The organism is Streptomyces gossypii (assembly GCF_025165795.1).
Lineage (GTDB): Bacteria > Actinomycetota > Actinomycetes > Streptomycetales > Streptomycetaceae > Streptomyces > Streptomyces gossypii.
Genome location: NZ_JAJAGO010000001.1, coordinates 174929 through 192323 on the forward strand (window position 1 = coordinate 174929; position 17395 = coordinate 192323).

General features: G+C 69.8%; 15 protein-coding genes. 7 read left to right on the forward strand and 8 right to left on the reverse strand.

Annotated features, from left to right (window positions below; all coding sequences use genetic code 11):
- Positions 1 to 14: 14 nt before the first annotated feature.
- A complete protein-coding gene (locus tag LHJ74_RS00760) occupies positions 15 to 455 on the reverse strand; it encodes an Lrp/AsnC family transcriptional regulator (protein WP_260215396.1) in 441 nt (146 codons plus the stop codon).
- Positions 456 to 655: 200 nt separating this feature from the next.
- Between LHJ74_RS00760 and LHJ74_RS00765 the strand changes: the two genes are divergently transcribed.
- The gene (locus LHJ74_RS00765) at positions 656 to 1060 is read left to right on the forward strand and encodes a hypothetical protein (RefSeq protein ID WP_260215397.1); all 405 of its coding nucleotides are present in this window, start codon (positions 656 to 658) and stop codon (positions 1058 to 1060) included.
- A gap of 48 nt (positions 1061 to 1108) precedes the next feature.
- On the opposite strand, the gene LHJ74_RS00770 is transcribed toward LHJ74_RS00765, so the two are convergent.
- Complete coding sequence (locus tag LHJ74_RS00770; RefSeq protein ID WP_260215398.1) at positions 1109 to 2287, reverse strand: acyl-CoA dehydrogenase family protein; 1179 nt, start codon at positions 2285 to 2287, stop codon at positions 1109 to 1111.
- A gap of 370 nt (positions 2288 to 2657) precedes the next feature.
- Here LHJ74_RS00770 and LHJ74_RS00775 point away from each other — a divergent pair, with 370 nt between their 5' ends.
- Both LHJ74_RS00775 and LHJ74_RS00780 read left to right on the forward strand, forming a co-directional pair.
- Positions 2658 to 3962, forward strand: a complete 1305-nt coding sequence (locus LHJ74_RS00775) for a glycoside hydrolase family 18 protein (RefSeq protein WP_260215399.1) — start codon at positions 2658 to 2660, stop codon at positions 3960 to 3962.
- 139 nt (positions 3963 to 4101) lie between these two features.
- Entirely contained in the window at positions 4102 to 5853 is a 1752-nt protein-coding gene (locus LHJ74_RS00780; RefSeq protein WP_260215400.1) for a bifunctional 3'-5' exonuclease/DNA polymerase, read from the forward strand.
- A gap of 40 nt (positions 5854 to 5893) precedes the next feature.
- Here the strand turns inward: LHJ74_RS00780 and LHJ74_RS00785 are convergent, their stop codons facing one another.
- Positions 5894 to 6805 carry a Sco1979 family transcriptional regulator gene (locus LHJ74_RS00785; RefSeq protein WP_375546633.1) on the reverse strand — a complete coding sequence of 304 codons (912 nt, stop codon included), beginning with the start codon at positions 6803 to 6805 and terminating at the stop codon, positions 5894 to 5896.
- A gap of 70 nt (positions 6806 to 6875) precedes the next feature.
- Positions 6876 to 7718 (reverse strand): SAM-dependent methyltransferase, encoded by an 843-nt coding sequence (locus LHJ74_RS00790; protein WP_260215401.1) that lies wholly within the window; start codon positions 7716 to 7718, stop codon positions 6876 to 6878.
- A 193-nt stretch (positions 7719 to 7911) separates the two neighbouring features.
- Here LHJ74_RS00790 and LHJ74_RS00795 point away from each other — a divergent pair, with 193 nt between their 5' ends.
- Positions 7912 to 9390 carry an aminopeptidase P family protein gene (locus tag LHJ74_RS00795; RefSeq protein WP_260215402.1) on the forward strand — a complete coding sequence of 493 codons (1479 nt, stop codon included), beginning with the start codon at positions 7912 to 7914 and terminating at the stop codon, positions 9388 to 9390.
- Positions 9391 to 9598: 208 nt separating this feature from the next.
- On the opposite strand, the gene LHJ74_RS00800 is transcribed toward LHJ74_RS00795, so the two are convergent.
- The 3 genes from LHJ74_RS00800 to LHJ74_RS00810 all read right to left on the reverse strand — a co-directional run bounded on the left by LHJ74_RS00800 (position 9599) and on the right by LHJ74_RS00810 (position 13544).
- Entirely contained in the window at positions 9599 to 10339 is a 741-nt protein-coding gene (locus tag LHJ74_RS00800; RefSeq protein ID WP_260215403.1) for a GntR family transcriptional regulator, read from the reverse strand.
- Between the two features lie 115 nt (positions 10340 to 10454).
- Positions 10455 to 12440: a collagenase gene (locus tag LHJ74_RS00805; protein ID WP_375546634.1), complete on the reverse strand. Its 1986-nt coding sequence runs from the start codon at positions 12438 to 12440 to the stop codon at positions 10455 to 10457.
- 336 nt (positions 12441 to 12776) lie between these two features.
- Complete coding sequence (locus LHJ74_RS00810) at positions 12777 to 13544, reverse strand: hypothetical protein (protein ID WP_260215405.1); 768 nt, start codon at positions 13542 to 13544, stop codon at positions 12777 to 12779.
- A gap of 196 nt (positions 13545 to 13740) precedes the next feature.
- Here LHJ74_RS00810 and LHJ74_RS00815 point away from each other — a divergent pair, with 196 nt between their 5' ends.
- The 3 genes from LHJ74_RS00815 to LHJ74_RS00825 all read left to right on the forward strand — a co-directional run bounded on the left by LHJ74_RS00815 (position 13741) and on the right by LHJ74_RS00825 (position 16675).
- Positions 13741 to 14358, forward strand: coding sequence for a TOPRIM nucleotidyl transferase/hydrolase domain-containing protein (locus tag LHJ74_RS00815; protein WP_260215406.1), 618 nt, complete (start codon positions 13741 to 13743; stop codon positions 14356 to 14358).
- Positions 14359 to 14829: 471 nt separating this feature from the next.
- The gene (locus tag LHJ74_RS00820; protein ID WP_260215407.1) at positions 14830 to 16185 is read left to right on the forward strand and encodes an NAD(P)-binding domain-containing protein; all 1356 of its coding nucleotides are present in this window, start codon (positions 14830 to 14832) and stop codon (positions 16183 to 16185) included.
- 34 nt (positions 16186 to 16219) lie between these two features.
- Positions 16220 to 16675, forward strand: a complete 456-nt coding sequence (locus tag LHJ74_RS00825) for an ArsI/CadI family heavy metal resistance metalloenzyme (protein ID WP_260215408.1) — start codon at positions 16220 to 16222, stop codon at positions 16673 to 16675.
- 338 nt (positions 16676 to 17013) lie between these two features.
- On the opposite strand, the gene LHJ74_RS00830 is transcribed toward LHJ74_RS00825, so the two are convergent.
- Positions 17014 to 17364 (reverse strand): DUF1036 domain-containing protein, encoded by a 351-nt coding sequence (locus tag LHJ74_RS00830; RefSeq protein WP_260215409.1) that lies wholly within the window; start codon positions 17362 to 17364, stop codon positions 17014 to 17016.
- Positions 17365 to 17395: the final 31 nt, after the last annotated feature.

The window sequence follows — 17395 nt, forward strand, 5'->3', positions numbered from 1 at the left end:
AGCGCACGCCTCCGTCAGATGCGGGGCGGGCGGGACTCGTAGGGCGTGGAGAGGACGACGGTCGTCCGTGTCGAGACTCCGGACAGCGAGCGGATGCGGGCGAGCAGGTGCTCAAGCTCGATGGGCGTGGCGACGCGCACCTTGAGGATGTAGTTCTCCTCCCCCGCGACGCTGTGGCACGCCTCGATCTCGGGCACCTCGGCGAGCCGGTCGGCGATGTCGTCCGGAGCGCTGGGATCGAAGGGTTTGACGGAGATGAAGGCGGTGATCGGCAGTCCGACCGACTCCGCGTCCACGATTGCCGCGTAGCCGCGGATGACCCCTCGCTGTTCCAGGCGGCGCACGCGCTGGTGTACGGCCGAGGTGGACAGGCCGGTGACCTTGCCCAGGTCGGTGTAGCTCATCCGGCCGTCCTTGACGAGCTGTTCCACGATGTGCCGATCCAGATCCTCCACAGCACGTCAACCTACTGTGCCGGGCGCACTCCGGCACAGCGGACGACCGATCGGAGGCTCGCACGAGCGCGAGGTGTGAGGAATACCACACCGATGCGCCCGTGCCCTGGGGGGCGCGGCGATTATGCGCGGGGCACGGCGGGAAGTGCTTGCTGTGGCCCGGCCCAGCCGCCGCGCCGGCTCACCAGAGGGGGAATGGCATGCGCACCGTGAAGTCGCCGCCCACCAGTCGTACGCAGGAATCGGCCCCGGATCCCGTTTCCGTCACCGGGACCGTCGAGGCGTACGACACCTACGAGATCGTCCGGGTCAGCTGCCCGGAGTGCGCCCAGCCGATCGCGCTGTTCGCGGACGAGGAGCGCCTTCCGGAGCACGCGCTCTGCCCGACCCGCTGGGACCCGTTCGGTCTCACCGTGTGCCCGGGGACGGGACGGGACGCCGCCGAGGCCCCGCTCGCGGACAGCGAGCGCGGTGCCCAGGAAGAGGACGTGGCCGCGCTGCTGACCTTGCCCAAGGGACTGGACTGGCGGATGCAGCCGTTCTCGCACGCGGGCGGGCACCTTTCCCGCCCGCAGCGGGTGCCGGCGCAGGCCCTGGGGCACTGACGGGCCGCATTTGCCGGGAGCGAGCCGCGGGAGCCCGCTGGAGGGCCGTCAGCGGCTCTCCGGGCCGAGCAGGTCGCGGGCGATGACCATGCGCTGGATCTGGTTGGTGCCCTCGACGATCTGGAGGACCTTGGCCTCTCGCATGTACCGCTCGACCGGGAAGTCGGCCGTGTAGCCGTAGCCGCCCAGCAGCTGCACCGCGTCGGTGGTCACCCGCATCGCCGCGTCGGTGCAGAAGAGCTTGGCCATCGCGGCCTGCCGGGCGAAGGGCAACCCGGCGTCGCGCAGCCGTGCGGCGGTAAGCAGCAGGCTCCGGCCCGCCTCGATCTGGGTGGCCATGTCGGCCACCATGAACCGCAGCCCCTGGAAATCGGCGAGCGGGCTGCCGAACTGCTGCCGTGTCCGCAGATGGGCGTGCGCCTCGTCGAGAGCGGCCTGGGCCACCCCCACGGCACAGGCGGCGATGCCGAGGCGGCCGGAAGCGAGCGCGGACAGGGCGACGACGAAGCCCTGGCCCTCCTCCCCGAGGAGCCGGTCCGCGGAGACGCGTACGCCGTCGAAGTGCAGTTGGGTGGTGGGTGAGTTCTTCATGCCCATCTTGCGCTCGGGGGCCGCGGCACTCAGGCCGGGCGCGTCCCCCGGCACCAGGAACGCGCTGATGCCGCGCGGGCCTCCCCCACCGGTGCGGGCGAGAGCTGTGTAGAAGTCCGCGATGCCGCCGTGCGTGATCCACGCCTTGGTGCCGTCGATCACCCAGTCGCCCGCGCCCCCTTCGCGGGTGGCGCGCATGCGCAGGGCCGCCGCGTCGGAGCCGGCTGCGGGCTCCGAAAGGCAGTACGCGCCCAGCAGCCCGCCACCGAGCATGGCGGGAAGGTGCTCCGCGCGCTGTTCCTTCGTACCGAATTCGGCGACCGCGTGGCAAGCCAGTGTGTGCACGCTGGTGCCGAGGCCGACGGTCAGGGACGCGGAGGCGAGTTCCTCCACGACCTGGAGGTAGACCTCGTAGGGCTGGTCGCCCCCGCCGTACTCCACCGGATAGGGGAGGCCGAGCAGGCCCGACTCGGAGAGCAGGGTGAAGACTTGGCGTGGGAAGCGCCCCGCGTGCTCGTCCTCGCCCGCGGTGGGCCTGATCTCCCGCTGGGCAATCTCTCGCACGAGGGCCAGCAGGTCCCGTGCTTCCTCGGTGGGCAGTTGACGTTCCACCGGCTGGGGACCGAACTCGGGCATGGCGACGCTCTCCTCCTGTCGGCTGCGGCGGCGGCACGGGGTGCTGTCCGACGCCGGGTCCTGCTGCCCTTGCCGGGGTGCTCGCACCATCGGGTCTCAACGGCGGCTGACCAGCGGCTGTGGCTGTCTGGAGTATGCCCGATCGGGGGCACCCCGTCACCTGCTCGCCGCCCGCGCCCGGACGTGGAGCGCGCAGGTGCGAACACCGGCGATGTTGGTCCGAACCATTGACGCAGTGGTCTAGTCCTTCTAGCGTGCGAAAGGCTCATGCGGCGCGTGCATGTCAATGACCTCATCCAGCACCGCTGCCTCCCCACAACCGCCCCCACTCCCCCCACAACCCCCCACAACCCCCCACTCGAGGAGAGTCATGCGCGAATCCCTTGACAGAAGTGCACGTCCCCGGCGTCGAAGGTTCCTCGGCATCGTCGGCGCCGCGTGTACGGCGGCGCTGGCCGCCGGCCTGCTCGCCACCGGCACCACGGCCGGCGCCTCGGAGACACCGGCCGAGAAGCCCGCCACCGGCACGCGGGGGGCAGCCGATCAAGCAGCCGATCAAGCAGCCGACCAGGCAGCCGGCAAGGTGGTCGGCTACTTCACCGAATGGGGCGTCTACGACCGGAACTACCACGCGAAGAACGTCGACACCTCCGGCTCCGCCGACAAGCTGACGCACATCAACTACGCCTTCGGCAACGTTCAGGGCGGCAAGTGCACGATCGGCGACTCGTACGCCGCGACCGACAAGGCGTACACCGCCGACCAGAGCGTCGACGGCGTGGCCGACACCTGGGACCAGCCGCTGCGCGGCAACTTCAACCAGCTGCTGAAGCTGAAGAAGAAGCACCCGGACCTCAAGATCCTCTGGTCCTTCGGCGGCTGGACCTGGTCCGGCGGCTTCACCGAGGCCGCAAAGAACCCCGAGGCGTTCGCCGAGTCCTGCTACAACCTGCTCAACGACGAGCGTTGGGCCGGTCTCTTCGACGGGATCGACATCGACTGGGAGTATCCCAACGCCTGCGGGCTCACCTGTGACGAGAGCGGCCCGGAGGCGTTCGGCAACGTGATGCGGGCCCTGCGGGCGAAGTTCGGCGAAGACCGTCTGCTGACCGCCGCCATCACCGCCGACGCCTCCGACGGCGGCAAGATCGACGCCACGGACTACGCGGGCGCCGCCCAGTACGTCGACTGGTATCTGCCGATGACCTACGACTACTTCGGTGCCTGGGACGCTCAGGGGCCCACTGCCCCGCACTCCCCGCTGCGTGCCTACGACGGCATCCCGAAGGAGGGCTTCAACACCGCGGACACCGTCGCCAAGCTCAAGGGCCTGGGTGTGCCCTCGGAGAAACTGCTGATGGGTCTGGGCTTCTACGGGCGCGGCTGGACGGGCGTCAGCCAGTCGGAGCCGGGCGGCTCCGCCACCGGACCGGCAGGCGGCAAGTACGAGCAGGGCATCGACGACTACAAGGAGCTCAAGACCAGGTGCCCGGCCAACGGCACCGTCGGGGGCACCGCCTACGCCCACTGCGGCAACGAGTGGTGGAGCTACGACACCCCGCAGACCCTCCGGGAGAAGAGCGCCTGGGCGGCCGAAGAGGGCCTCGGCGGTTCGTTCATCTGGGAACTGAGCGGTGACACCAGCGACGGAGAGCTGATCAAGTCGATCAGCTGACCGCGCGGGACACCGGGGGCGGGGCCGGTATCCGGTTCCCGCCCCTCAGCCGCCCCTCAGCCGCCCTCCGACCGCCCGACCGCGCCGCCCACTGCACGCCGCCAGGGCGTTGTCAGTGCCGGGTGCCACACTCGGCGGCATGCCGGGTGACATGGGTGGCGGAGTTTCGGCGGACGCGGTGCGCTGGGCGCTGGCCGAGTCCGCCGACGGGCGTGCCCTGGTCTGCCCGCTGGACGAGCGGGGCGGTGCTGCCGGGCCGGTGTGTGCCGAGGAGTCGGTGGTCACGGCGGTGCGGTCGCGCCCCTCGGTGGGCAGATGGGTGTGGCGTTCGACCGCCGCGCTCTATCCCCGGCTGCTGGCCGCCGGGCTCACGGTGCGGCGGTGCTACGACGTGGAGGCCGCGGAGACGCTGCTGCTGGGCCACGAGGGGCGCGGTGGTGAGCCGCGGTCGCTGCCCGCCGCCCGGGCCCGGCTGCACGGCCAGGCGGTGCCCGCGGACCCGCCGCCGGTGTCCCGGGAGGCGGATCCGCAGCCGTCGCTCTTCGATGCCGGTCCGGTGGCCCTGCCCGAGGGCGTGGATCCGCTGGGCGCGCTGCTGGAGGTGTACGCGACGCAGCTGGACCGTACGGCGGCGGTCGCGCACCCGGACCGTATGCGGCTCCTGATCGCGGGCGAGTCGGCGGCCATGCTGGTCGCGGCCGAGATGGGCCGGGCCGGGGTGCCGTGGCGGGCGGACGTGCACCGGGACTTGCTCGCGGAGCTGCTCGGCGAGCGGTACGGCGGGAGCGGCGAACCGCGTCGGCTGGCGGAGCTGGCCGAGGAGGTGTCGCGGGCGTTCGGGCCGGAGGCACGGGTGAGACCTGACCTGCCGGCGGACGTGCTGCGAGCCTTCGCCCGGGCGGGGTTCCCGCTGACGTCCACCCGCGCCTGGGAGCTGCGGGAGATCGACCACCCGGCGGTCGCCCCGCTGCTGCGCTACAAGAAGCTCTACCGGCTGTACACGGCGCACGGCTGGAGCTGGCTGCGTGCGTGGGTGCGGGACGGCCGGTTCCGGGCCGAGTATCTGCCGGGCGGCACGGTCTCGGGGCGCTGGACGACCAACGGCGGCGGGGCGTTGCAGATTCCGAAGGTCGTCCGGCGGGCGGTGGTCGCAGATCCGGGCTGGCGGCTGGTGGTGGCCGACGCCGACCAGATGGAGCCACGGGTGCTGGCCGCCATCTCCCGCGACCGCGGGCTGATGGAGGCGGCAAGCAGCGGGCGGGATCTGTACTCGGTGCTCTCGGAGCGGGCCTTCTCCGGTGACCGCGACCAGGCGAAGCTCGCGCTGCTGGGCGCCGTCTACGGCCAGACGAGCGGAGACGGGCTGAAGAACCTGGCCGCGCTGCGGCGCCGCTTCCCGGCTGCGGTCGGCTATGTGGACGAGGCGGCGCGGGCGGGCGAGGAGGGGCGTCTGGTGCGGACGTGGCTGGGCCGCACCTGTCCTCCGCTGGGCAGCGAGGAGGAAGCGGGCGGGGAGGCGGACGCGGGCGTGGCGGAGGGGAGCGACCCGGCGTACAGCGAGGAGGGGGTGCCGTCGTACGGGAGCGGCGTGGGGGCGCGGGCTCGGGCTCGCGGCCGTTTCACCCGTAACTTCGTCGTGCAGGGGAGCGCCGCCGACTGGGCCGTGCTGATGCTGGCCGCGCTGCGGCAGGAACTGACCGGCATGCGCGCCGAACTGGTGTTCTTCCAGCATGATGAGGTGATCGTGCACTGTCCGGCCGAGGAGGCTGAGCGCGTCACCGAGGCGGTGCGGGCGGCGGGCGAGCGGGCGGGGCAGGCGGCGTTCGGCGCGACGCCGGTGCGCTTCGGTTTCACCACGGCGGTGGTGGAGTGCTACGCGGCGGCGAAGTAGCCGTCGGCGGGGGCAGCGGTCGAGTGCCCCAGCCGGGCGATCAGCCCAGCTCGTCCAGCAGTGCCCGCAGGAAGGGCCCGGTCTGCTCCGGAGGTTCGGCCTCCACGCACAGCCGGTCCATGATCAGGGTGTACTGGTCGATGTCCTCGCGCTTGTCGAGGTAGACCGCACCGGTCAGCTGCTCCAGATACACCTTGTCGGGAAGATCTGGTTCGGCGAACCGAAGGATGGTGATCGGGGATCCGGCGGCGGCGTTGGCACCGACGCTGAACGGCGCGAACTGAAGGGTGACGCTGGGCAGTTCCAGTATCGCCAGCAGGTGCTCCAGCTGGGCGCGCATCACCGCGGTGCCACCGAACGGGCGGCGCAGGACGGCCTCGTCGACGACGGCCCACACTTTGGGCGCGCCCGGCCGGGTCAGCAGCCGCTGCCGCTCCATGCGCAGCTTCACCAGGCGGTCGATCTTCGGCAGCGGGGCGTCGGGGTATCCGAGGCGGGTCACCACATGGGCGTAGTGCTCGGTCTGCAACAGTCCGGGCAGGAACTGGACTTCGTAGGTCCGGATGACCGAAGCCGCCTCTTCGAGACCGATGTGCAGTTCGAACCAGTCGGCGAGCACGTCGTTGTACTGGTGCCACCAGCCGGGGGTGTTCGCCTGCCGGGCCAGGGCGAAGTACTCCGCGCGGTCGGCGGCGTCGAGTACCCCGTAGAGGGTCAGCAGATCGGTCAGATCACGCTGCTTGAAGCTCACCCGGCCCAGTTCCAGACGGCTGATCTTGGCATGCGATCCGCGGATCGCCCGGCCCGCGGCCTCGCGGCTGATACCGCTCGCCTTCCGGAGCCTGCGCAGTTGCGCTCCCAGCACGATGCGTACCACCGTCGGCCCGGCATCGGGCCGTTCCAGGTAGCGCTCCAGATGCGGCTCGCCGTCCAGCTGCCTCATGGCGGTCACTTCCACTTCTGCGGTGTTGGTACGGATGCGGACTCGGCGGCTGCGGGAGGGAGGGTCGCAGGGGCACGGCTCAGGGCTTGCGGGCCACTCCCGCGTAGAGCGGGATGTCGGCGGGCCCCAGCGCCCGGGTGCCCAGGTCGACGGGGTCGGGGCGCCAGCGCTGGACGACGCACAGGCCGGGGTCGGCAAGCTCCAGCCCGTCGAAGAAACGCAGCACCTCACGCTCGCTGCGCGTCTTGACGTTCGATCCGCCTGCCCTGAGTCCCTCGGTGGCCTGCCGCATCGCCTGCGGTGCGAAGTCGTCGGTGACGTGGGTGAGGGCCAGCCAGCTCCCGGCGGGGAGTTCACGCAGGATGCGGTCGACGATGTCGTAGGGGTCGGCGCCCTCGGGCAGCCAGTGCAGGACCGCGAGAAGGGTCACGGCCACCGGACGGCTCCGGTCGAAGGTGCCCAGCAGTTGCGCGTCACCGAGGATGTGTTCGGGTTCGCACAGGTCACCCGGGATGTACGCCGTGCGGCCCTCGGGACTGCTGTGGTGCAGCGCCCGCGAGTGGACCAGCACGATCGGGTCGTTGTCGACGTAGATGACGCGCGCGTGCGCAGCCGCCTCCTGGGCGATCTCGTGCAGATTGGGCGAGGTCGGTATGCCGGTGCCGATGTCGAGGAATTGCCGGATTCCGGCTTCCGCGGCGAGGAAACGGACCGCCCGGTGCATGAAGGCGCGGTTCTGGCGGGCGACCATCGCGGCGTTCGGCAGCGACTTGAGAAGCTCCGCGGCGGCCTCGCGGTCCGCCGGGTAGTTGGTCTTGCCGCCGAGCAGCACGTCGTAGACGCGCGCGGCGTGCGCCCGGTCGGTGTGCAGTTCGACCGAAGGCCTGTTCCCGTGCCGCATCCAGTCCGGCGCGTCCCCCATGTCGGGCCTTCCTTCACCGGTCCGGCGGCTCATGGCAGTTCGTCAATCTTTCTACCAGGTTACCGGGTTGATGTTATCCAGGGCAGCCATGTCCTCGCACTCCGTTACCGGCACGCGCAGACTTCCTCCGCGTTTCCTTGCCGTCTACAGTGAAATAATATTGTCAATTCCGCTGCACCGCCGAAGGAGCACCGTGCCGAAACCGGCCCCCCGTCTGCACACCGGCAGCCACGACCTCGACGTCTCCCCCGCCCTGGCAAGCTTCATGACCACCGCCTGGGCCGCCTCACCGCTCCCCGCCGACCTGCGCGTTCCCTCGTACGAGGCCACCCCCGCCCGGCGCGCGAGGCTCTCCGCCCGCTTCCCGGGTGAGCGGCTCATCGTGCCCGCCGGAGAACTCAAGGCCCGCTCCAACGACTGCGACTACCGTTTCCGGCCGCACAGCGCGTACGCCTGGCTGACCGGGCTCACCGGTGAGGAGCAGCCGGGCAATGTGCTCGTGCTGGAGCCGTCCGGTCCCGCCGGTCACGAGGCGGTGCTCTATATTCGCCCGCGCTCCCCGCGCGACAGTGACGAGTTCTACCGGGACCGGCGGTACGGGGAGTTCTGGGTCGGCCGGCGCCCGGACCTCGCGGAGGCCACCGCGCTGACCGGCCTCACCTGCCGGCATTCGGCAGACCTGGAAAAGCTCCTGTCCGGTGCGCAGCCCCCCACCCGGACGCTGGCGGGCCTCGACGGCGCCCTGGACGCGCTGACCGGCGCGGACGCACGGCGCGATCGCTACGACGAGGCTGAACTTGCCGCCTGCCTCGCCGAGCTGAGACTGATCAAGGAGCCGTGGGAGACCGCCCAACTGCAACTCGCGGTGGACAGCACCGCCCGTGGATTCGAGGATGTGGTCCGCGCGCTTCCGCAGGCCCTGGGCCATCCGCGCGGCGAGCGCTGGATCGAAGGCGTCTTCAACCTCCGGGCGCGGACCGAGGGCAACGGCACCGGCTACGAGACGATCGCCGCCAGCGGCGCGCACGCCTGCGTACTGCACTGGATACGCAACGACGGGCCGCTGGAGCGCTCCCAACTACTCCTGCTGGACGCCGGGGTGGAGACCGACACCCTCTACACCGCGGACCTCACCCGCACCCTGCCGCTCTCCGGCCGCTTCTCGGCCGCCCAGCGCGAGGTGTACGAACTGGTGCTGGCCGCCCAGAACGCCGGGATCGGCGCCCTGCGGCCGGGCGCCGCCTTCCGGGACTTCCACCGGGCGGCGATGCAGGTGATCGCGGAGGGGCTGCGCGAGTGGGGCGTCCTCAAGGTCTCCGCCGAGGAGGCGCTCGCCACGGACAGCGATCTGTACCGGCGCTACACACTCTGCGGCAGCGGGCACATGCTCGGCATCGACGTGCACGACTGCGCGAAGGCCCGCGCGGAGACCTATCTGGACGGCGTGCTGGAGGAGGGACATGTGCTCACCGTCGAGCCGGGGCTCTATCTCCAGCCGGACGACGAGACGCTGCCGCCGGAGCTGCGCGGCATCGGTGTGCGCATCGAGGACGACCTGGCGATCACGGCCGACGGCTCCCGGCTGATGTCGGGCGGACTGCCCCGCACCGTGGAGGACGTCGAGGAGTGGATGGGCACCCTGCTGGACGGCCAGGGCGTGTTTGAGAAGTAGCACCGGCCGCCCGGAGGGCGGGTCTCGCGGGGTCCGGTGCGTGCGATCGCAAGGCTGAAGGAGGAGAGCGCAGCGGGCTGCGCCGACGACGGACAACGCAGCGAGCGTGCGTGCCGGACCCCGCGAGACAGGCGGGACTTCTCCAACACGCCCAGGGGTGACCGGGAACGTTCACGGCACAGGGCCCGTCCTGGCCCCCAGGCCGCCCCTAACCCGGCGCGCGGGCCCGCCGCGCGCCGGAGGCGGCTGAGGCGGTGGGCCGGGGGTGCTCCTGGGGCGGCTGCTGCTGGCCCGAGGCCCACAGCGAACGGACATGCGCGAGGTGATGGCGCATCAGCGCCTGCGCGGCCTCCGCGTCGCCGCTGAGCATGACCTCCAGCAGCTCGGTGTGCTCCTTCGCGGAGTCGACGAGCACACCTTCCTGGTCGAGATCGGTCAGTCCGTAGAGGCGTGAGCGCTTGCGCAGGTCGCTGACGACCCGCACCAGGTGCGTGTTCCCCGAGAGCTCCAGCAGGGCGAGATGAAAACGGCGGTCGGCCTCGAGATAGCCGATCAGGTCGTGATCGCGTGCGGCGGCCACGATCGCCTCGGCCGCCGGGCGCAGCGCCTCGAGTTGCTCGGGCGCGGCCGTCCACGTGATCCGGCCGATGGTGGGTATCTCGATCAGCGAGCGGATCTCGGTGAACTCGTCAAGATCCCGCTCGGTGATCTGAGTGACCCGGAAGCCCTTGTTCCTGACAGCCTCGACAAGGCCCTCCCGCACCAGATCGAGCATGGCCTCCCGTACGGGCGTGGCCGAGACGCCGTACTCGGCGGCGAGTGTGGGCGCGGAGTAGATCTCCCCCGGGCGCAGCTCACCGGCGATGAGGGCGGCACGCAGCTCATGGGCTACCTGGTCACGCAGATGCTCCTGGACGGAGACGAGTTTGCGCGGTTTGCGGGGCTCCATGCGCTGCCTCCATGTCTGACTGGAGCCCAAGTGTACAATGTGACGTTTCTGTTCTTGGCAAGCGCGGCGGGCCGCGGAGGAGACTCCGCGGCCCGCCGGTCTGCTGCTCTGCCGCCTACTGGCCGCAGTCGCCCGCCGAACAACTGGCCAGCCAGGTGTACCAGTCGCCGTCGTGGCTCGAACCTATGGTCCTGGTCAGATAGCTGCGAGCTCCGTTCCAGTCACCCGAACGGTAGTAGTCCAGCAGTGTGTCGACCTCGTTCCGGTGCGACTGGACCATGTACCGGACCGCGAGATAGCCCCACTGGTAGACACGGGCGGAGTCGTGGCTGTACGTCGTGTCGAACAGGGCGCTCAGTGCGTACGTCCCCCTGCCCGCCTCGGCGATGGCGTCGTCGTACTGGAGGTTCCGGTACGAGTAGGAAACGTACTCCGCGAAGCCCTCGATCCACATGATGGTGGGCGTCGAGACGTTCGCCTCGAAGTCGCCGTGCATGTTGAAACGGCCGTCGAGGTAGTGCGTGTATTCGTGGTTGAGGTTCCAGATCTGGAACTCCGGCTTCAGCCACTCGGCTTCGTAGGCGATGAACCGGGGCTGGTTGCCCTGCGCCGAGGGGTCACCCTCCAGGTACATGCCGCCGTTGTTGGTGTCGATGCCGAACATCACTCCGGCATAGGTCTGGTAGTCCGTGCTGGAGTCGAAGGCAACCACCTCGAGCGAGGTGTTCCTGTCGCCCTCGACCGGGCCGTTGTCCTGGGCGATGCCGTGGAAGTAGGCGTCCTGGCCGGCCAGACTGTCGCAGGTCCTCCCGAGCTCGCCGGAGGTCATCGCCTGGGCGCGCACCCGCAGGCTGTCGCTGCAGGTGTGCTCGACGGGCAGCACCTCCTTCTCCAGGCGCTCCTGGAGGTTGCAGGTGTCGTAGTAGCTGCAGTTCCGCTGGTCGTAGTAGCCCGTCATCTCGGCGATACCGACCCACAGGGTCGCGGTGTCGCCGGTGATGGAGCTCTGGTTGAGCAGGTCCAGGGCCTGCGGCCGGACGTGTTCACGCAGCGCGTCGTGCTGGAGGAACCGGGCCAGTTCACGGCCCGCGTTGGAGGTGAGGTAGCTCTGGTCGCCGCCCAGCAGGTCGCCGTGCTCGGTGGCGAAGCCGTGCAGGGTGTCCAGGACGCTGGGGTCGGAGGTGACCGCGCTCACGAACTCCGGCACCTGGTGGCCGCGGAAGAGCACGGTGTAGACGTTGTTGACGGCGGTGAGCATCCACCACGACGAGTCGTACGAGCTGTCGTATCCGTCCAGCATGCGCTTGACGACGGACAGGTAGCGCGCGTTCTGCTCGGCGCTGTCGATCAGGATGACGGCCTCGGCGAGCGTCTCCCCGTTGGCGTCCGTGACGTCACCGGAGCGGGGTGAGCCGAAGAAGGCGTCGAGCCCGCCCCGGACGGCGCTCCTCAGTGCGCGGCCGTACTCGCCGACATCGGGCTCGTTGTACCAGTGCACGTAGTAGCCGGCACGCAGGTACAGCACCAGCTGCGGCATCCCGGTGGAACCATCGCCGGGGTAGGCCGCGGAGCCGTCGCGCATCGCGTTGGCGACCGTGACCATCTGCTTCTCGCGGAAGGCGTAGTACGCGTCGCCGCCGGTGAGGTTGAAGAGCGTGTTGACGCAGGCCGTCGGGGACTTCTTTATCTGCCTGACCAGTTCCCTGCCTGTCCGGCTTGTGAAGTCGCTGACGTTGCAGTCGGCCGCGCCCGCCTTCGCCTTCCCCTGCGTGCCCTTGGCGGCCTTCATGGACGGACGCTTGCGCGCCTCCGGCACCACGGGCGAGTCGTAGTCCTGCTTGAGCGCGTCCTTGCTGGAGGTCAGCGGTGCGCGCGCGTGGACTTTCAGGGCTTTCTCCCGGACATGTTCCGGGTCGCCGGCGGGTGCCTGCAGGGCAGCCTGCGGGGGCAGTCCTGCAGGCGTCTCGCGCGCGGATTCCGGCGCCGCGTCGGTACGGGGTGCGGCGAAGCCGGGCCCCGAGAGAACGCCTCCGCCCAATGCGAGCGCCAGTGCCAGCACCCACGTTCTCGTCACCGATTGTCTTATTCTTCTCGTCCTCACCAGCCGCCTCCCAGCGGAATGCGTGGCCGCGCGCGGCGCAGCCGACGTGGGGGTTCTGTGCACCCGGCCCGGAGTCAGGGCAAAGACCACGCCCCGAGCTTTGACATGGACACGGTGTGCACCATGCGACATGTACAATGGCACACGTCACATGGTTTCGGAACCGGACCGGCAGGATTGTCTTTTCCCCACGGTTCACGGGCCGTTCAGCGGTGGGTGACCGGCCGCCCCGGCCTCCGGGCGGGCCGCGGAGTACCGTGCGCGGCCCGCCCTGCCCTCGTGTGCGATCCGACGGGCGGCGCGAACAGCCAGGGCACCGGCGTCAGATGGCGGCCGTCACTTGATGGTGGCCGTCCACGTCGGGTCCTCCATGCTCCAGTTCTCGCTGCCCTCGGCCGTGTGGCCGATGATGACGAGGACCTTCTTCCCGTACTTGTCGTCGATCGCGTACTCCGCGGTCTTCTCCGTCTTCACACCGGGGGCGAGGCGTCCGGTCATCTGCTTGGAGCCGGCCTCGACATAGAGGTCGCGGACATCGCCGCCGTTGGTGGCACCTTGGACGGTGAGGTAGAGGTCATCGATGTCGATCGGCTTCTTGCTGCCGTTGTCGATACTGATGGTGGCGCGGAAAGCGGTCTGGCCCGCTTCCGGCTTGTCGTCGTACTCCCCGTACTGCGTGATCGGGGAGAGGCTCTGCACGCTGACGCTCACGTCGTCGGGGTAGGTGTAGACCTCGCCCGCCTTCAGTTCGGTCGCCTGGCCGCTCCCGGCGTCCTCGTCCCCGGGCTTCTTCTCCCCGGTTTCGAGCTTGTCCGCGCCGACGGTCACCTCGTCCTTGACGACCTCCTCCATCATGTCCTCGAGCTCCGCGTCGGTGAGGCCCTTGCAGGCGTCCGGCGTCTCCGTGGGCTGCGGAGCGTCGGGGTTCTTCTCCACCTGTTCGTACGCGGCCTTGATCTCCTTCTTGCAGGAGCCCTGGGACGCGCTCTTCGTGCCGCCTTCCCCGTCGCTCCCGCACGCGGCGGTGAACGCGAGGGCGACGGTGGCGCCGAGGGCTGCCACCACGCGGATGGGTCTGTGCTGGGTCTTGATGAGCGGGTACATGTGCCGTTCCTTCAGGGGGTGTGTGCGGGGGGGGCGCTCACACGACCGGCGACCACCCCTGAAGGTTGTATGAGATTGCGGTTCTCCCCGCCACTGTGGGATTTGTCCCACTACCCACAGTGCCCCGGCGGTGCGTCCCGGTCGCGCCGTCAAATATTCCGTGTGGTGCCGCCGGTGGAGGGTGCAGACTCGCTCCATGGCGGACATGCGAGCGTTCCAGGACGCGGTCAACGGCTGGGCGGCCGGCGGCCCCGGCGGGCCGGCGAGTGAACTGGCTGTGCGGCTCGGGGTGCGGACGGCGGTACTGCTGGAAGGCCCCAGCGATCTCGCGGCCGTTGAGGCACTGGCAGCACTGCGTGGCCGGGACCTGGCCGCCGAGAGGGTGTGCGTCCTGCCGATGGGCGGGGCGATGAGCGTCGGCCGCTACGCCGACCTCCTCGGGCCGCCCGGCCTTGGCCTGCGTCTGGCGGGACTGTGCGACAAGGGCGAGCAGCCCTTCTACGACCGCGGCCTGAAACGGGCACGGGCGCCGCACCAGTACATCTTCGTGTGCGTGGCGGACCTGGAGGACGAGCTCATCCGCGCACTGGGCACGGAAAGGGTCGAGGAGGTCGTCCAGGCCGAGGGCGACCTGCGCGCCTGGCGGATCTTCCTGCGCCAGCCCGCGCAGCACGGACGGCCCCGGGAGCAGCAGTTGCGGCGTTTCCTCGGCACGAAGAAGGGCCGGAAGATCCGCTACGGCCGGCTCCTCGTCGAGGCCCTCGCCCCCGGTCAGGTACCGGCCCCGCTCGACGACCTCCTCGCCAGCCTGTGACCGACGGCGACCTCCCCGGCCGACGGCGCGAAGGAAGCACGTCACCGCCGCTTCGGGCGCTCCGACGCACCGACCTCCGGGCCGGGTAGCCGGGTAGCGGAGCCGGGTCACGTTGCCGTGACCCGGCTTGCCTGACGCCAGGTGGTAACGCTACAGGCCGGTCACATTCGACACATGCCTATATTGACATATATCGAATCAAAGGCCAGGGAGCGTTCGAGTCCTCCCCGAATATCCGGTCGGAGCCCTGCGGCAGCCGGAGCCTCGCGGACGTAAGCCGCGAGGGAAGGGACGACGCAATCGGCATCCCGGCCCACGCCGCGCAGTGCGTGCTGGATGCGAAGGATCGATCGGGATGCTCCATGATCCGATTCCTCTATTTTGATGAACGTCTATGTTGACACATATCGAAACAGGTGCAATGCTGGTTGCAAGCCATCGACGGATGTCGAAATAAAGTGGGGAGTCACCATGAACGCGCCCACCACCGCCCTGCCCACCGTGGTGATCGGAGCCGGGCCCGTCGGCCTAGCCGCCGCCGCCCAGCTCGTCGAGCGGGGCATTGAGCCGCTGGTCCTGGAGGCCGGAACCGCCGCCGGCAACGCGGTGCGCGAGTGGTCGCACGTACGCCTCTTCTCCCCCTGGGCCGAGGTCGTCGACCCCGCCGCCGAGAAGCTCCTGGCTCCCACCGGCTGGGTGAAGCCGGACGGCGCGACCTACCCCACCGGCGGTGACTGGGCCGAGAAGTACCTGCAGCCGCTTGCCGACGTACTGGGTGACAGGGTCCGCTTCAGCGCAACGGCGACCGGCGTCTCCCGCCAGGGCCGCGACCGCGTCGTCGACGCCGACCGCGACCAGCAGCCCTTCACCGTCCACATCCAAAACGCCGACGGCGCCGAGCAGCGCATCACCGCCCACGCGGTCATCGACGCCTCCGGCACCTGGTCCACCCCCAGCCCGATCGGCGGCGACGGCCTGCCCGCTCTTGGCGAGCGCACGGCGGGTGAGCGCATCTCCTATCGCGTGCCCGACCTCAAGGACCCAGCCGTCCGGGCTCGTTACGCGGGCAAGCGCACCGCCGTCATCGGCTCCGGCGCCTCCGCGTTCACCGCACTCGCCTACCTGGCCGACCTCGCCAAGGCGACTCAGGAAACTCAGGCGATCTGGGTCCTGCGGCGCGGCATCAGCGGTGCGACCTTCGGCGGCGGCGAGGCCGACCAGCTACCCGCCCGTGGCGCGCTGGGGCTTGCGGCCAAGGCTGCCGTGGACGACGGCCACGCCGACGCCATCACCGGCTTCCGTACCGACGCCGTCGAGAAGAGCGGCGAGCGGCTGGTGCTCGTAGCCGAGGACGGCCGCCGCCTCGACCCCGTCGACGAGGTCATCGTTCTGACCGGCTTCCGCCCCGACCTCTCCTTCCTGAACGAGTTGCGGCTCGGTCTCGACGAGCGCCTCCAGTCCCCGGCCGAGCTGGCTCCGCTGATCGACCCCAACCAGCACTCCTGCGGCACCGTCTATCCGCACGGCGTCAAGGAGCTGTCCCACCCGGAGCAGAACGTCTACCTGGTCGGCATGAAGAGCTACGGCCGCGCCCCGACTTTCCTAGCCATGACCGGTTACGAGCAGGTCCGCTCCATCGCCGCATCGCTGGCGGGCGACCAGGAAGCCGCCGAGCGCGTCGAGCTGACTCTCCCGGAGACCGGGGTCTGCGGCGGCGCCGGGCTCTTCGACGAACCAGCCGGTGCGGAAGAGTCCGGCGGCTGCTGCGCGGCCCCGGCCACTCTGCAGATCGGCATCGCAGCCCCCGCCACCACCGGCGGCTGCTGACCACTCAGTCCACCGTCTCAGCAGGAGGTTCGCCATGTCCCGTCTACAGCTCGCCCTGCGCGTCCCCAACCTTCAAGCTTCGATCGCCTTCTACAGCAAGCTCTTCGACACTGAACCCGCCAAACTCCGCGACGGCTACGCCAACTTCGCTATCGCCGATCCACCACTCAAGCTCGTCCTTGTCGAAGGCACCGCAGGCCAGGACACCCGAATGGATCACCTCGGCATCGAAGTCGAGACCACCGAGGTCGTCCACGCCGCCACCTCCCGCCTGGCGAACGCAGGTCTGGCCACCGATGTGGAGAACGACACCACCTGTTGCTACGCCCTCCAGGACAAGGTCTGGGTCCATGGCCCCGGCCAGGAACCCTGGGAGGTCTACGTCGTCAAGGCCGACGCCGAGAGCCTGGCCAAGCAGCAAGGCAGCACGTGTTGTGCCGGTGCCGATACCAGCGTGGCAGAACCGGTCGCCACCGGCGGCTGCTGCTGAACCGACGATGACCGAGTTGCACAGTAGCGGGGCCGCGTCCGGGGCAAGTGCCCGGTCGCGGCCCCGCGCCGTGCTGCCCGCTCCATGCTCGCCGAGCCGGGAGGAAGCCGAGTGGGCGGCGGACCGTGCGCAGTCCGATGAACACGAACTCGCGCTGCCGCTGATACCGAAGTCGTACCAGCGCATGGGGTGCTTCCCGAAGCTGGCGGATCCCTGAGATGGTTGTGGAGCCACCCTCTGGCCGACCGCCACATGAACCGCCCCTTCAGCATCCTCGGACTACCTCATGGATCTTGAAACAGCCGTGGCAGCGGAGGAGTCTGTCAAAGCGATCGGAATTATGGCGCCCGAAACGTGTGGGTGTGGTTCGTGCTGGCGGCGACGAACTCGTGCATGAGAATCGTCCGTGAACTCGTGTCCGCAACATTCGAGCACCATTCGAATGCGCGGACGGGAACCAGTTCCTGGAAGCGGTCACTCCATTCCAGGCCGTCGTCCGAGTGCGCGTAGGCGTACCAGATCGGGTTGACACCGTGGGGGTCACCCGCGAAAACGACGGCCGTCTGTCCGGGCTGGATCTTCCACCAGCCGGCCTTGAGCCAGTTCCCCCCGTCCGGGCAGTTCGGGCGGTACCGCTCGTACATGGCCCAGATGGGCCGGCTGTAGTCGTTCCTGAAGATCAGAGCCATGGCTGCGATACGTCCTTTCCTCGCCCTGCCC

Bases quoted from the DNA above. Each gene is read 5' to 3' on its own strand.
- LHJ74_RS00765 (WP_260215397.1), top strand. From the start codon at position 656: ATGCGCACCGTGAAGTCGCCGCCCACCAGTCGTACGCAGGAATCGGCC.
- LHJ74_RS00770 (WP_260215398.1), bottom strand. From the start codon at position 2,287: ATGCCCGAGTTCGGTCCCCAGCCGGTGGAACGTCAACTGCCCACCGAG.
- LHJ74_RS00775 (WP_260215399.1), top strand. From the start codon at position 2,658: ATGCGCGAATCCCTTGACAGAAGTGCACGTCCCCGGCGTCGAAGGTTC.
- LHJ74_RS00780 (WP_260215400.1), top strand. From the start codon at position 4,102: ATGCCGGGTGACATGGGTGGCGGAGTTTCGGCGGACGCGGTGCGCTGG.
- LHJ74_RS00790 (WP_260215401.1), bottom strand. From the start codon at position 7,718: ATGGGGGACGCGCCGGACTGGATGCGGCACGGGAACAGGCCTTCGGTC.
- LHJ74_RS00800 (WP_260215403.1), bottom strand. From the start codon at position 10,339: ATGGAGCCCCGCAAACCGCGCAAACTCGTCTCCGTCCAGGAGCATCTG.
- LHJ74_RS00810 (WP_260215405.1), bottom strand. From the start codon at position 13,544: ATGTACCCGCTCATCAAGACCCAGCACAGACCCATCCGCGTGGTGGCA.
- LHJ74_RS00815 (WP_260215406.1), top strand. From the start codon at position 13,741: ATGGCGGACATGCGAGCGTTCCAGGACGCGGTCAACGGCTGGGCGGCC.
- LHJ74_RS00820 (WP_260215407.1), top strand. From the start codon at position 14,830: ATGAACGCGCCCACCACCGCCCTGCCCACCGTGGTGATCGGAGCCGGG.
- LHJ74_RS00825 (WP_260215408.1), top strand. From the start codon at position 16,220: ATGTCCCGTCTACAGCTCGCCCTGCGCGTCCCCAACCTTCAAGCTTCG.
- LHJ74_RS00830 (WP_260215409.1), bottom strand. From the start codon at position 17,364: ATGGCTCTGATCTTCAGGAACGACTACAGCCGGCCCATCTGGGCCATG.